The organism is Bacteroides sp. MSB163, assembly GCF_036416795.1.
In the GTDB taxonomy this organism is placed as follows: domain Bacteria; phylum Bacteroidota; class Bacteroidia; order Bacteroidales; family Bacteroidaceae; genus Bacteroides; species Bacteroides maternus.
Map to the genome: position 1 here is coordinate 2898300 of NZ_CP143867.1, position 14958 is coordinate 2913257.

The window sequence follows — 14958 nt, forward strand, 5'->3', positions numbered from 1 at the left end:
AAAGTTAGGAGTTTGTCAACAAGAAGTTAACTCCTTGTCGACAGGAAGTTAACTTCTTGTAAGAGGCTGATAATCAGTGCTTGCTTTTCGCACTTGATTTCCGGGCTTTTACCCTTGTTTTCGTGTTTTGTTCAGCGCTCCAATAACGTATTTCCCATTGTTGTTTACCATACTCCACTTGGTGTTATGTATTATTTTCCAGACTTCATTTCCCAAACGTCCGTAATCTGACAGTTTTAATATTGCTTTTATCTCGTCCGGGTCTTATGGAAAGCCGTCAGAGCGATGTACGCAACAAAGTAATAGCCCCTGTTTTCAAACGTCTTGGTATCATCGACCAATGGGGCAACGGCTTGAAGTTGATTGCCGATGAAATGAAGGAATACCTAAACATCGAACTTCGTTGGAGAGAGGTGGGCTTGTCGTTTCAGGTACAGTTTGTGAGGCTGGATTATATGCTGAACGCAGAGCGGATAAAGGATGTACAGCAAGAGTTGCAAAAGACGACATTGTATTCGGAAGTATTGCGTTGTATAGTAAGTAATGCTTTATCAAGGCAAGATATATCCCTTGCATTGGGACAAAAGAAAGTATCGGGACAATTAAATAAAATTATTCAAAAGCTGATTGCTAACAACCTGATTGAAAGAATTATCCCTGAGAAGCTTAACCATCCTGCTCAGAAGTTCCGACTAACAGAATGTGGTCAGTTATTTCTTGGTTTACTTGCAAAATGAAATGACTATGATATATAGCTATTTACATTGAAATAAAACCTCGCTTCGACACGGCTTTTTCATTTAAACTTTGATTTAGGGATACAATCTCCCTATCCATGCCAATGCGGCATGGGTGCTAATTCTATTATTGATGATCAATAATTTACGAATATATCAAATCTAAATTTTCCTCATTTTTGAGCCAGAAAATGTAACACATTAGTGAAGCTTACCGGTAGCTCCCTTGTTATCTCAGCCGTACCCTTTCGCTTATCTGATCTTTTTTTCCTTCTGTTCTTCCAAACGGCAATCAGTGCCAACACCATCCTTTGGATTGTGTCCAGGTTCCTAGCTGCCCGTTCAGCCTTACGCTTTATGCTGTCCTGCCGGAGGTTGTGGTCAAGATCCCAATGCATGCTTTCAATAGCCCAATGCTGTCTGGTTATCTAACTAAGCCGCTCCGCACGGCTATCCAGGCTTGAAATGTACAGTCGCTGTTCAGATGTAGTCCTGCCATTAAACTTTTTCTGCGTAGATGTGAGTTTTTCTATAACTGTCAAATTGCCATTCCATTTTCCTTGTCGACAATAAGTTCTTTCCCACGGTATATACGGCATATCCTTGACTTAATCCTGCCGTGTTCCAAGTATGGACCTTCCTTGTAGACATCAGTCGGGGTGGCGGACTTTATAGAGGCTTCAAGCCCATAGCGCAAAGATCTTTGATTCGCCTTGAGTTCGATCACGAAGTCTGCTTCTTTATCTCTAATCTTATCTATTATTACCTTTTGGAATGACATGGCATCTGCGGTGACTATACATCCTGACACGTCTAGTTTGTCCAATAACCGGGCACGGATTTGATTTCATTACTTTTCTCCTTGCAAATATCAATAGCCAAAGTAAAGCCCGAACCAAGTGAGGATGAAGAGACGATATCAGGGTTACGTCCGTTGTCGTACAAGGTACCTCGCATGGCCTTGCCATCAATACCAATAATGTCAGTTGCCCAAGAGGATATTTCCTTGCGGAAAACGTCTGCAAAAGCAGATATTCGATCAGCCATATTTTCATCGTCTATGCTTTGAAACACACGGCAAAGCGTAGCTTTTGACGGTAAACCATACGGAAATAGCCCTTTCGCCTGCAGGCGTTTCAAGTGACGTTTGCCAAATTGAAGTATTTCAGTTTCGGTAATACACTTGCTGAGCCTCCCCAATATGACACATGAGTATGTCTTCAAGTTTGTGTTTGAAGTTTCCCCTGCTTGTTCTGCGGGATTCAGGGACTGAGGATACAAATTTTCTCAAATGAGTCATAATGCTGCCACGAAGACAGACAAGGTGTTTCTTTTTTAGCGGAATTATGCGCAAAAAAAATGTATATTAGAGAAATCAATCGTGTTTTTGCGATAGCAAAAACAAAGGCGGAAGACAATATCAACATCATATCTTATTGAATTCCGCCTATAAAAAATAAAAATGAACGATAAGAAGAAACACCCAAGGCGGTGCCTCCGCATCGCTGCGCACGAATATAAGGATTTTTACTACAACAACAAGTGATGAACAATATTTCTTAAATGAAAAAGCCGTGTTTGATAGATTTAATTCGTACAGTATTTATTGCATGGTTTAAGAATAAAAATGTATATTTGCGAAAACTAACTTTTAAACGTTATGAGTACAATTTTGCAATTAGCTCCACAGAATGTGTGGAAGCATTTTTATTCGCTGACTCAAATTCCCCGTCCGTCCGGACACATGGAGAAAATAACAGAGTTCCTTGTAAACTTTGGAAAAGGCTTGGGCTTAGAATCATTTGTTGATGAAATAGGCAATGTTATCATTCGTAAGGCAGCTACTCCGGGTATGGAAAACCGCAAAGGCGTCATTCTTCAGGCACACATGGACATGGTGCCTCAGAAGAACAATGATACTGTTCACGATTTTACAAAAGATCCTATTGAAACCTATGTCGATGGCGATTGGGTAAAAGCTAAAGGTACAACGCTGGGGGCTGATAATGGTCTGGGTGTTGCTGCTATCATGGCAGTGCTGGAAGATAATAGCTTGAAGCACGGTCCGCTGGAGGCTTTGATTACGAAGGATGAAGAAACAGGTATGTATGGTGCTTTCGGTTTGAAACCGGGGACACTGAAGGGGGAAATTTTGCTGAATCTTGACTCGGAAGATGAAGGTGAACTTTATATCGGTTGTGCCGGAGGTATTGACCTGACGGCTACACTGGAATATAAGGAAGAAGCGCCCGCTGCTGATTCTGTGGCCCGTAAGATTACCTTGAAAGGTTTGCGTGGCGGACATTCCGGTCTGGAAATAAATCAGGGGCGTGGTAATGCCAATAAACTTTTGGCTCGCGTGGCACACGATGTGCTGATTGAATTTGATTCTCAGCTGGCAAGTTTCGAAGGTGGAAATATGCGTAATGCCATTCCTCGTGAAGCGTGTGCTGTATTGGTGTTCAATCCGGAAGATACGGAAGGGCTGGAAGACTATATTAAAGAATATGAGGCGCAAATCAATGCGGAATATGCTCCAATTGAAAGTGGCATTACTTTGACGATAGAGCCGGTTGAACTTCCTGCAGCTATTGTACCGGCTGAAATTCAGGATAATATGATTAATGTGCTGATGGCTTGTCAGGATGGCGTGATGCGCATGATTCCTACAGTGCCCGATACCGTGGAAACTTCATCTAATCTGGCAATTGTTATCATTGGTGGTGGTAAGGCGGAAGTACGTATTCTGGCACGCAGTTCTTGCGATACGATGAAAGAATTCCTGGCAGACAGTTTGACGGCTTGTTTTGCCATGGCAGGTATGAAGGTAGAACTAAGTGGAGGATATTCCGGCTGGCAGCCTAATGTGGATTCTCCGATTTTGCATGCTATGAAGCTGTCGTATAAACAACAGTTTGGAGTAGAACCTGCTGTAAAAGTAATCCATGCAGGTTTGGAATGTGGTATTATTGGTGCTAATTGTCCGGGATTGGATATGATTTCTTTCGGACCTACACTGCGTTCTCCGCATTCACCGGATGAACGTGCATTAATACCTACAGTTTCTAAATTCTACGATTTTCTGGTAGCAACGCTGGAACAAACACCTGAAAAGTAGAGAAATATCTATAGATTTTAAAAGCGGGGAGAATGTTTTTTAGAACATTCTCCCCGCTTTTTTTATTTGATATTTTTATTAAAAAAAATGCCGTTACTTTATAGGTAACGGCACAAAATATGGTGCAAACATAAGTGTTTTTCCATAAATGTGCAAATAAAGCTGTTCTTTTTTCTATAATTCTTAAAAAAAAGAGTAATTGTATTCAAAAAACATTCAATTATGAAACAAAAATTATTATTGGAGATGCTATCCTCTACTATTCTGGAACTTCGTGCCAATGGTCAGTGGGGCACTGCACATGTATACCGGAGCGCACGGAATTCTTTCTCTGCATTTAATAATAATAAGGATATACCGTTCTGCAAATTGAATCCGAACCTATTGAAACGTTTCGAAATTTATTTGCGCCAGCGAAGATGTAGTTGGAATACGGTATCTACTTATATGAAGGTGCTCCGGGCGGTTTATAACCGTGCAGTAGATAATGGTTATGCCTTGTACATACCAAGGCTTTTCAGGCACGTACATACAAGTGTATGTGCTGATCAGAGAAGATCTTTAGATGCTACTGATATTGGAAATTTACTTTATGAAACAGAGAAAGTTCCTATTAATGGTACTTTACCTTTAGACGTGCAAAAAACAAAGATACTATTTGCGCTTATGTTTTTGCTGCGGGGAATCCCATTTGTTGATCTGGTGTATTTGCGTAAAGCGGATATCCAGGATAATATTCTGAAATACCGTCGTCGGAAAACCGGTCGATCATTGACGGTGGCGTTGACCCCTGAGGCTATGAGATTGATTCGAATGGTAGCTAATACAGATAAGAATTCTCCTTACCTATTCTCTTTCCTATCCAGTCCTGAAGGCACAGAAACGGCCTATCATGAATATCAATCGGCATTGAGGGCTTTCAATTATAAATTGTCTGTGTTGAAGAAATGGATGGGAAGTCATGCTCATCTAAGTACGTATACTATTCGCCATACGTGGGCGACAATGGCTTATCATTGTGAAATACATCCGGGCATCATATCAGAAGCGATGGGACATTCATCTATCAAGGTTACGGAAACTTATTTGAAGCCTTTTCAAAATCAAAGGATAGATCAAGCCAATCAAGAAGTTATCTCTTTTGTGAAAGGGTATGCTGCTGTCTTCTAAAGATTGGGGCGGATTTTATAGAGTTTCATTATAAAACGCTGATATTTGACTGTTCTAGAAATACAAATAATCAGCTAATTTCCTGGGATATTTTCTCCGGTTGTTTTTCCTATTTCCTTTCTTATAGCTTATGCATTGCGTGTATGCTGTTGCCTATCAGTGAAATATCGTGTTTTTCTTTAGTGGGTTTTATCAAATGTTCCTCTTTCTCACTCTATTCTATGTACTCTTTTCTTACAAATTAGTTTGATAGGTAATCTCTCCCATGTTTCGACATATTATTTGACTAATAAAAGACTTTTCCTGGAGTCTTTTCATGCTTTTTTCTTTTTATTCAACAATGCCGTTACCTATAAAGTAACGGTATATAATGAGATGAGGATTATTGATTAGACTATTATTATTCTTTATTTTTTTAAATTTATAAATTTAAAGTTTTTTATTATGAACAAAAAATTTCTAAGTGCAATCCTGTTCGGGGCTTTAATGGTTGGCTCTGCGGGGACATTTACGTCTTGTAAGGATTACGATGATGACATTGACGGTTTGCAGAAGCAGATTGATGCAACCAATGTGACATTAGGCGAATTGCAAGCGTTGATAAAGTCGGGATCCGTTATTACATCTGTAAACAGCACGAATGATGGAATTACTATTGTGTTGAGTGATGGAAAGTCTTACAAATTGACCAATGGTAAAGATGGCGCAAATGGAACAGATGGTAAAGACGGTGTTGACGGTAAGAATGCTGTGGCATGGACTATTGGTGCTGATGGTTATTGGTACGAAGATGGCGTAAAAACAGAATATAAAGCTATCGGCGTTGACGGTGTAAACGGTAAAGATGGCGAAGATGGTAAAGACGGCGTTGACGGTGAAGACGGCAAAGATGGCGTTGATGGTGAAGACGGTAAGGATGGCGAAGATGGTAAAGATGGTATTAACGGCAAAGACGGTAAATACTATTATCCTAACATAGAAACCGGATGCTTTGATATTTACCAGGATGGTAAATTGGTTGAAGCTACTAAAATTAGCTGGAAAGCTGCCGGAGTTAGTGCCATATTGAGTGGTAATACACTGACTTTATCTGGAGTAGATGGTGATGCACAAACAGTCGTTATCTATGTAGGAAAACAATTAGGATCTGTAGCATTCATTCCTGAAGTAATGAGTTCAGAAGTTGCTTATCCTACTACAACTAATCCGTTCTATCATTTGACTACTTACTTGGATGAGACTAAATATAATGCAACTACAAAGGTACTGGTGGCTCAAACCAACTGGGATAAATCTAATGTTGTAGCTATGCTTTATCGTTTGAATCCTGATGATGCTTACGTAAAAGGTGCGATTGCCGGTTTTGTAAATCGTGGCGTTTCTACACGTGCGGTTGCTGGTGATTTGACTAATTTGCTGAATATAACTGGTGAACCGACATTTGCTAATGGAGTTGCTGCAATGAATGCTACTATTAATGCATCAAAGCAAAGCAGCAGCAAAAAAGATATTGCAGCTATGCAGGTATGGGTAGGACAGAATGCTGTGACTTCTGACTATATTCATGTAAAATCAACTGCTATCAATGCATTGTTGGTAGACAGTATGGCTACGAAAGGTGGAACTCTGACAGAATTTTATCCTCGTAATAAGACTACCAAGGGTGCTACGGAAAATGATGCTTTTGTTAAGGAATTCGTTGCTCTGAGTGCAGATGCTAATCTTTCATTCAAATATGATGGTGATATTGATTTGAAAGACTATGTAGGTCTTTACTCTTCAGACAAAAAGAAATTCTTGGCTGAACTTGGTTTCTATGGCATGAGCTATGAATTCAGCCTTCCTACCGAATATAAATCAAATGATACGCAGAAGACAAATCAACAGTGGTACGTTGAGTTGAATGATGGCGTTGTTAAAGTTAATGCAACAAACTTGGAAAATGGTTTGACACCGGCTATCGGAAAAACTCCGGTCGTACGTGTGGATGCTTACATGACATCTAATGCAGGTACTAAAAAAATGGTTGCTTCTTCTTATATTAAGCTGTCTATTACAGCGAATAATCCTGGACCGGGTGAAGATGCGGATCCTATTACAGCAGATATCAGTTCTACTAAGCAGTATGAATATCATGCTCTGAAATCTGGTACTATGAGTACTACAGCTGGAGAAATGGATTGGAGAGCTGTTAATAATGTTCTTTATGGTAAAACTGGCTTGACTTCACAAACTTTCTGGAACTACTATGGTGGTAACACTAATGCGTATGAGGTGAAAGTGACGACGAAAGAGCAGAATTCTGGTCGTGAGATTGTTGTTATTACCGGCAATGGTCTGATGGGTGATGTGTATGCTTATAGCGGGGCAGGTTTTGATTTCCAAGTTCTGTTGAATCAAGGTGATACGCAAACTTCTAACATCAAGATTGGTGTAAACAATGGAATCAATACAGAAAATCACTATATGGATGTAAATGGTTGGGGTGCCGAATATATTGTTACTCTTACTATCAAGTCTGATGACATCAAGACAAGAGGCGATATCGTCCTTACGCAAAAAGTTTATGTGAAAGAAGATTGTGCAATCTTTAAGTATGCAGAACCATATTATGTTCAAAACTACGATAATAATCCTAACTTGAAGGATTGTATCGTAACGAAAGGACAGCTGATTAATGGTAACTGGCAATTGGCATTAGCTGTAAGTGAACATTTTGAAATCATGTCGAATAAAGATAATATCTTTGATTATTATAAGACGAAGGGTAATATTGCGAGTCTTGAATTTAAATTTGCAGCTAATACTAAAGGTGTAACTCCTTTGTATTCATTCTCTACAGATGAGACTGTGGCATTAGATCATGAATTGACAAAGACTTATGAAGCATATAACATGACTTATAAGACGCAGTTAGTCAACGGTGAGTGGTGTAATTATAACTATTGGATCATATTCGAAAATCCGTTTGAACCGGGTGATGCTGCAACGGTAACAATGGATGGTAATAAGATTGGTGGTGTTACAGGTGAAACTGCTCCATCAGTATGTGTTAAGACTATTGTTGGTACTGCTCAGAAAGCTTATTGTTGGAATGCTACTACTAAGAAATTAGAATTCACTGAGGCTGGTAAAGCATTAAAAGTAGCAGAGCCGACTATTGTTTATGACTTCGTAAAAGACGCTGCTTGGACGGCATTGGATCCTTATGGAGATTTGACGATTGATCATACTACAGGTCAGGTTTCTTGGAATAATAAGGGTGCTGAGTTGCAAAAGACTTATAAATTGTCTGTAAAAGCTACAGTTACATTTGATAATGTTTCTGTTGTAGAATGCAAGATTCCTGTTACGATTAAAGGAAAGAATTAATAAACCTGTTAATTGATACAACTACTCTGTGAAGACTAGTCCTTTTTTTCACCATCGTGAAAAGTAAAATGTTGTTGTGTGAGGCTGTTTCCAGTGGGAAACGGCCTCACTCTTTTTCTGCCATCTTGTCTCCTGCCTTGTCATTCGTTTCATTTCCTGCCATTCTTACTTGTTTTCTACTTGTCTAATCTTCTTATTTTTGATGTAGATCAAGAAATGTGTTATAAAACATGCTTTTCTATAATATATCGCTCGAAGTTTCGAACAAAGGTATTATTTTTGTGTTATAAAACATGATTTTAATAGGATAACAAGATTTTTAAGGAGGATAACAAAATGAAAATGTTAAAGAAAATTTTTAAGCACATCAGCGAAGCTGATAAGCACGTTTGGGGTTACTCTACAATTTATTAAACCCCTTTTTATGAGTGTGTATTTGATTTTTAGGTATTAGTTTAATTTTTAAGGTTATGAAAAAAAAGATTTTTAAAACATGGAGAAACATTCTCGCCGAAGTAGGTCGGAATGAGATGTTGATGATGGGTTATACCCTGAAGAAGTAAAAAAGCATTTGAACTAGACTTTATGAAGCGAGAAGTACGTCCTGAAAACGTATTTCTCGCTTTTTTTATATCCCTTTGAAAGCTTTTTTATATAAAAAACAGCTTTTGTTTAAACTTTATTCCCTTTCTTTGTTGTTAGTACAAAGACTAACAGAATAGTATCCATGGAAAGAATTCAAAGAATTTGTAGTTTGGTGCTGCTGGCAGCGTTTTGGGGCTGTGTGCCTGTGCTGCATGCGCAGTCGTTTGATAAGTTGTGGAAGCAAGTGGAGCAAGCACAAGAAAAGAGTTTGCCGCAAACTGTGATTAAACTGACGGATGAGATATTCCGGAAGGGGGAACGCGAAAAGAATACCCCGCAGATGCTTAAAGCCTATATGTGCCGGAATACATATCAGAATATACTGACGCCCGATAGTTTCTATGTCAATCTGAAAGGATTGGAACAATGGGCGTTGCGTGAGCAGAATCCGGTCAGCCGTGCAGTGCTGAATTCACTGGTGGCGAGTATCTATGCCGATTATGCCGATAATAACCGGTGGGAATTGCAACAACGCACTTCGCTTAATCTGGGAGAGACGGCTCTACCGGCGGATATTCGCGAGTGGAGTGCCAATTTGTTTGTGAACCAGGTAATGAAATATACCGGTGAAGCCCTGAAAGATTCTACCGAGTTATTGAAGACATCTTCGCGTACTTATATTCCTTTTGTGATTTTAGGAGATGCAAGTGAATACTACCATCATGAAATGTATCATTTGCTGGCATCACGTGCTATTGATGCTTTACAGAAAGTCTCGTGGTTTGATACGGATTCTTTGGTGAAGAAAGACATTATGGGTATTTATGGGCAGATGATAAATACCTATCGGAAGATGCCTGATCGGGAAGATGCTGCCGTACTGACTATGCTGGATTATATGGCCTGGCGTAACCGTGAAGGAGATGCTTTGCTTCGTCCTCGTGCAGTAAAAGAAGCTGAGAGCGAAGCGCCGAACCAATATCTACGTGCATTAGACCGTATCATTAAAGACTATAGTAAACGTGATGTATGCGCAGAAGCATATCTGGCTAAAGCTCGTTATTACCGCAATATGCGTAAATATCCGGAAGCATTGCAAGCCTGTGATGAGGCTATTACTCTTTACCCTGACTACAAACGCATATCCGCATTGCGTGAACTGAAAGAAAGCATATTGCAACCGCAATTGAATATGTCTGCAAGCAAGGCTACTTACCCCGGTGACTCTTTAAAGTTGAGAGTGACCCATCGTAATCTGGATGGATTTACAGTGAACCTGTTTCATACTACTTTATTGAAAGAGGAAACAGATATGCCACAGATCAATTCCTCTTTTTATAAAAAATATGCCCGTAAAGTGAAGACTGAACACTTCTCTTTGTTGCGTCCGGATAATTACCAGTCGGCAGATAGTACGTATAGTATGCAGATGCCCGGCGAACCAGGTGTTTATGTTATGCAGATTGTACCTGATGACAAGAAAGGCAAAACTTCTGAAAACTATCTCTATCTTACTCGCTTCAAGGTGTTGACTTTGCCTTTATCGAATAAAGATTTTGAGATTGTGGCTTTGGATGCTGAGACTGGAAAGCCTATTGCAGATGCTCAGATTACTTTCTATTCCAGTTACGGAACAAAGAACAATGAGGTGCTGGAGCGGAAAACTACAGATGCTTCGGGCAAGGTGGTAATGCCGTGGAATAAGCAATTCCGTGCATTGAGTGTTGCGAAAGGTACTGATACGGCAATGCTATTGCAGCGTATTTATAATAGCTCTAATGGAGTCTGGAATAACACAAATGAAGAGTTTGATGAAGTGAAGATTTTGACGGACCGTTCTATATATCGTCCGGGACAGACTATCTATATAAAAGGTATAGCTTATGCCCAAGAGGGAGATACCGCCAAGGTTCTTCCCAATGCAACTTATACGGTGGAACTGTCGGATGTGAATGGCAATGATATTGGAGAGAAAAAAGTCCGTACCAATGAATTTGGTTCGTTTACTACAGAGTTTATACTGCCTGCTGCCTGCCTGAATGGATCTTACACGATTGAAGTTGAGGAAACTGATGGCCGGGCATTTGTACAAGTGGAAGAATACAAGCGTCCTACATTCGATATAGTTTTTGATCCTCAGAAGGATTCCTATCAAGTGGGAGACAGCGTACAGGTGAAAGGTACGGCGAGTTCCTTTAATGGTGTGCCTTTGCAAGGATTGGAGCTGAGCTATACCGTAACCCGTAGTCTGTTTTCGTGGTGGAGATCTTATGGGCAGAGTTCCACTTCACTGGCTTCCGGCACTGTGACGATAGGGGATGACGGAATGTTTTCTATTCCTGTCCGCCTGCAAGGTGTGAAAGGGGAGAATGCCGGTTTTTATACCTATCAGATAGAAGCCTCTGTAACCAATCAGGCCGGTGAAACACAAAGCAGTGTGACTACGCTGTCAGCAGGCAACCGTTCGCTTGTTTTGTCTGTCGAAACGGAAGAGCGTATTTGTAAGGATGATAGTATTCGTCTGACATTCGTGGCGCGAAACCTGAATATGCAACCTGTTGCAGTGAAGGGTGATTATCGTCTGGTACAAACTGTAGATGGAAAACCGGAAGTCCGTTTCAGCGGACACTTTACCTCGAATGTGGAAGTATTGTTGCCGGAATGGAAGAATTTACCTTCAGGTGCTTACGAACTACAATTAGCTGCGAAGGACGATCAGGGTAGGGATGTTGATTACAAGCAAAATATTGTACTCTTTTCTTATGATGACAATCGCCCTCCTGTAGAATCGCCTGTCTGGTTCTATGCACGCAATACGGAGTTTGGTGCCGGACACCCTGCCCAATTCTGTTTGGGGACTTCTTATAAGGATGCTTATGTCATGCTGGATGTATTCAGCGGTAAAAAGCGTTTGAGTAGTACGGTGCTTCAATTATCCGACTCTATTGTTCGTTTTGATGTTCCTTATAAAGAGGAGTATGGAGACGGGATAGAGTACCTGTTTGCTTTTGTCAAGGGGGGTGAATTCTATTCTGAAAAGGTCGACTTACAAAAGCGTATACCGGATAAAACATTGACGATGAAGTGGGATGTGTTCCGTGATAAGTTGCGTCCCGGACAAGAAGAAGAGTGGCGTCTGACGATAAAGACACCACAAGGTACACCGGCTGATGCTGAGATGCTTGCTACCATGTATGATGCTTCTTTGGATAAGCTGTATCCCAATCGTCAGAATTTTAATGTGAACTATCCCCGTTTTAATTCTCAGATATATTGGTCTTATGGATATGTAGGTGGAGCCTTCTATTCTTGTCATTTCCCAATGAAGGAATGGAAAGTCCCGGTATTTATTTACGATACCTTTTATTCGGAAGAAGGGATAAATGAAGCAATGATAGTCGGATATCATGCTGTAAAGAAAGCGGATGTGGTAGGAAGCGTACAGATACGGGGAATGGCAAGTCCGCGAACTAAATCGATGGCTATGGCAGATAATGCTTCTGCTGATCAGACAAATATGCTGGCCGGAAAAGCGGCTGGTCTGGCGTTTGAAGAAGAAATGTCGCAGGAAACCGGACAGACAGCTGACGATGCGGAACTTGGTAATACCTCCGAACTCCGTACAAACTTCGCTGAAACGGCGTTCTTCTATCCGCAACTGCGCACCAATGAACAGGGTGAGATTTCCTTCTCCTTTACGATGCCGCAAAGTCTGACGCGTTGGAATTTCCGCGGATATTCCCATACAAAGGGAATGTTGACCGGTCAGTTGGATGCTTCTGCTGTTACGGCGAAGGACTTCATGCTGTCTCCCAATATGCCGCGTTTTGTACGGGTAGGGGATAAGACCAGCATTGCTGCAACCATTACCAACCTGACAGGTAAATCTTTGAAGGGAACTGCGAAATTTATTCTCTTTGACCCGATGACGGATAAAGTGATTTCTACCGGGCGCCAAGCTTTCACGGTAGAAGCCGGGAAGACAGTTCCTGTAAGCTTCCGTTTCACAGTGACGGATAAACAGGATATGTTGGGTGTACGTATGATTGCTGACGGTGGCACATTCAGTGATGGAGAACAACACTTGTTGCCCGTATTGAGCAATAAGGAATACATTACCGAGACCCTTGCCATGCCGATACGTGGTGAAGAAACCCGTACTTTCTCTTTGGACAGCCTGTTCAATTACAACAGTCGCACGGCCACCGACCGCCGACTGACAGTAGAATTTACAGGTAATCCTGCCTGGTATGCCGTACAGGCATTGCCCGTATTGAGTCAGCCCCGTACAGATAATGCTACAGCATGGGCAGCCGCTTATTATGCCAATTTCCTTGCTTCTTACATTGCCAACAGCCAGCCGCGCATTAAAGCCGTGTTCGACAGTTGGCGCATGCAAGGCGGTAAGAAAGAAAACTTCCTCAGCCAGTTACAGAAGAATCAGGAGGTGAAGAATATCCTTCTCGAAGAGAGCCCGTGGTTGCTGGAAGCTACTACAGAAGCCGAACAGCAAGCGCGTATCGCTACTTTGTTCGATCTCAATAATCTGTCGAACAATAATATGACCACCCTTATTAAACTACAGGAATTGCAAAATGCCGATGGTGCCTGGAGTTGGTACAAAGGTATGCCGGGTAGTCGCAGTATGACGGGATACATCACCGAACTTCTTGTCCGCTTGCCGTTGCTTACCGGACAAAAGAACTCCGCTGATGCCCTTTCCATGCAGCGAAGGGCTTTCAACTATTTGCATAGCCAGGCATTGCAGGAATATCAGAATATCCGTAAAGCGGAGAAAAACGGGACGAAGATCAATAATCTTTCATATCCGGCAATGACGTATCTCTATCTGATAGCTATCTCCGGTGAGAAGGTGCCTTCGGTCAATGAAGACGCTTATCACTACTTCCTCTCCATGGTCGGCAAGAATCTAAGTTCGAATGCAATGGGAGTTAAGGCGCAGTCAGCTATCATTCTGCAAAAGGCGGGTCGCACGGCTGAGGCTGACGAATTTATCGCTTCCATTAAAGAGCATCTGGTGCAAACTGATGAACGGGGTGCATACTTTGCTTTCTATGAAAGACCTTTCCTTTGGGGAGCACAACCTATTTCCGTTCATGTGGAGGTAATGGAAGCCCTGAGGATGGCAGGAGGCAATGATGCATTGGTGGAAGAAATGAAACTCTGGTTACTGAAGCAGAAACAAACTACAAGCTGGAACTCACCTGTTGCAACGGCAGACGCTATTTATGCATTGCTTTGCCAGGGGAGTGACTTGTTGGCATCACGTGGTGATGTACGCATTGTTCTTGGTAATAAAGTGCTGGAAACATTCTCACCTGCCAAGACCACAGTTCCCGGATTGGGATATATCAAGGAAAGCTTTGCAGCAGGTAGTCCTGAATTGCGCGCCAAGTCCATTACTGTGGAAAAGAGGGATGCGGGCATTGCCTGGGGGGCAGTCTATGCACAATATCTGTCACCTGTTTCCGATGTAAAACAGCAAGGTGGTGAGCTGGCTGTAGAAAAGAAACTCTATGTAGAGCGTACTTTGACAGGTGGAAAGAAAGAATTGCAACCCATCACCGCTTCCACGCAACTGGCGGTAGGTGATAAAGTGGTTTCCCGTCTGACGATACGTCTGGACCGTGCCATGGATTTCGTTCAACTGAAAGATCAGCGTGGTGCCTGCTTTGAGCCGATGAATTCACTTTCCGGTTATCGCTGGAACGGTGGAATAGGTTATTATGTGGAGATAGAAGATGCTTCCACTAATTTCTTCTTCGATAGTCTGAACAAAGGTGTGTATGTGTTGGAATACAGTTATCGCATTGCCCGTAGCGGGCAGTACGAAGCCGGGCTGGCAACCATTCAATGTGCCTACGCTCCCGAGTATGCAGCTCATTCAGCGTCAGTGAAGGTCGAGGTGGAGTAGAAATTTTAAAACTTGCTTTTAGGAACTCTCATTTAAAACAC

Annotated in this window: 6 protein-coding genes and 1 pseudogene; 5 read left to right on the top strand and 2 right to left on the bottom strand. The window is 41.6% G+C overall.

The genetic code is table 11. The annotated features are described in order from the left end of the window. Nucleotides 1–266: 266 nt before the first annotated feature. A pseudogene (locus VYM24_RS10640) lies at nucleotides 267–737 on the top strand (ATP-binding protein); the annotation flags it as partial. Nucleotides 738–1275: 538 nt separating this feature from the next. Here the strand turns inward: VYM24_RS10640 and VYM24_RS10645 are convergent. Together VYM24_RS10645 and VYM24_RS10650 are read right to left on the bottom strand one after the other, a co-directional pair. Then, on the bottom strand, nucleotides 1276–1518 hold the full coding sequence (locus VYM24_RS10645) for a hypothetical protein (protein ID WP_291554211.1): 243 nt from the start codon (nucleotides 1516–1518) through the stop codon (nucleotides 1276–1278). A 32-nt stretch (nucleotides 1519–1550) separates the two neighbouring features. Further along, complete coding sequence (locus VYM24_RS10650) at nucleotides 1551–1961, bottom strand: hypothetical protein (protein ID WP_330942301.1); 411 nt, start codon at nucleotides 1959–1961, stop codon at nucleotides 1551–1553. A gap of 436 nt (nucleotides 1962–2397) precedes the next feature. On the opposite strand from VYM24_RS10650, the gene VYM24_RS10655 reads away from it, so the two are divergent. The 4 genes from VYM24_RS10655 to VYM24_RS10670 all read left to right on the top strand — a co-directional run bounded on the left by VYM24_RS10655 (nucleotide 2398) and on the right by VYM24_RS10670 (nucleotide 14917). Then, entirely contained in the window at nucleotides 2398–3855 is a 1458-nt protein-coding gene (locus VYM24_RS10655) for an aminoacyl-histidine dipeptidase (RefSeq protein WP_291554196.1), read from the top strand. 222 nt (nucleotides 3856–4077) lie between these two features. Continuing rightward, complete coding sequence (locus VYM24_RS10660) at nucleotides 4078–5025, top strand: tyrosine-type recombinase/integrase (RefSeq protein WP_291554198.1); 948 nt, start codon at nucleotides 4078–4080, stop codon at nucleotides 5023–5025. 444 nt (nucleotides 5026–5469) lie between these two features. Further along, the gene (locus tag VYM24_RS10665; RefSeq protein ID WP_330942111.1) at nucleotides 5470–8397 is read left to right on the top strand and encodes a collagen-like domain-containing protein; all 2928 of its coding nucleotides are present in this window, start codon (nucleotides 5470–5472) and stop codon (nucleotides 8395–8397) included. A gap of 727 nt (nucleotides 8398–9124) precedes the next feature. Next, nucleotides 9125–14917, top strand: a complete 5793-nt coding sequence (locus tag VYM24_RS10670; RefSeq protein WP_330942112.1) for an alpha-2-macroglobulin family protein — start codon at nucleotides 9125–9127, stop codon at nucleotides 14915–14917. Nucleotides 14918–14958: the final 41 nt, after the last annotated feature.

Bases quoted from the DNA above. Each gene is read 5' to 3' on its own strand.
- VYM24_RS10645 (WP_291554211.1), bottom strand. From the start codon at position 1,518: ATGTCATTCCAAAAGGTAATAATAGATAAGATTAGAGATAAAGAAGCA.
- VYM24_RS10670 (WP_330942112.1), top strand. From the start codon at position 9,125: ATGGAAAGAATTCAAAGAATTTGTAGTTTGGTGCTGCTGGCAGCGTTT.
- VYM24_RS10660 (WP_291554198.1), top strand. From the start codon at position 4,078: ATGAAACAAAAATTATTATTGGAGATGCTATCCTCTACTATTCTGGAA.
- VYM24_RS10655 (WP_291554196.1), top strand. From the start codon at position 2,398: ATGAGTACAATTTTGCAATTAGCTCCACAGAATGTGTGGAAGCATTTT.
- VYM24_RS10665 (WP_330942111.1), top strand. From the start codon at position 5,470: ATGAACAAAAAATTTCTAAGTGCAATCCTGTTCGGGGCTTTAATGGTT.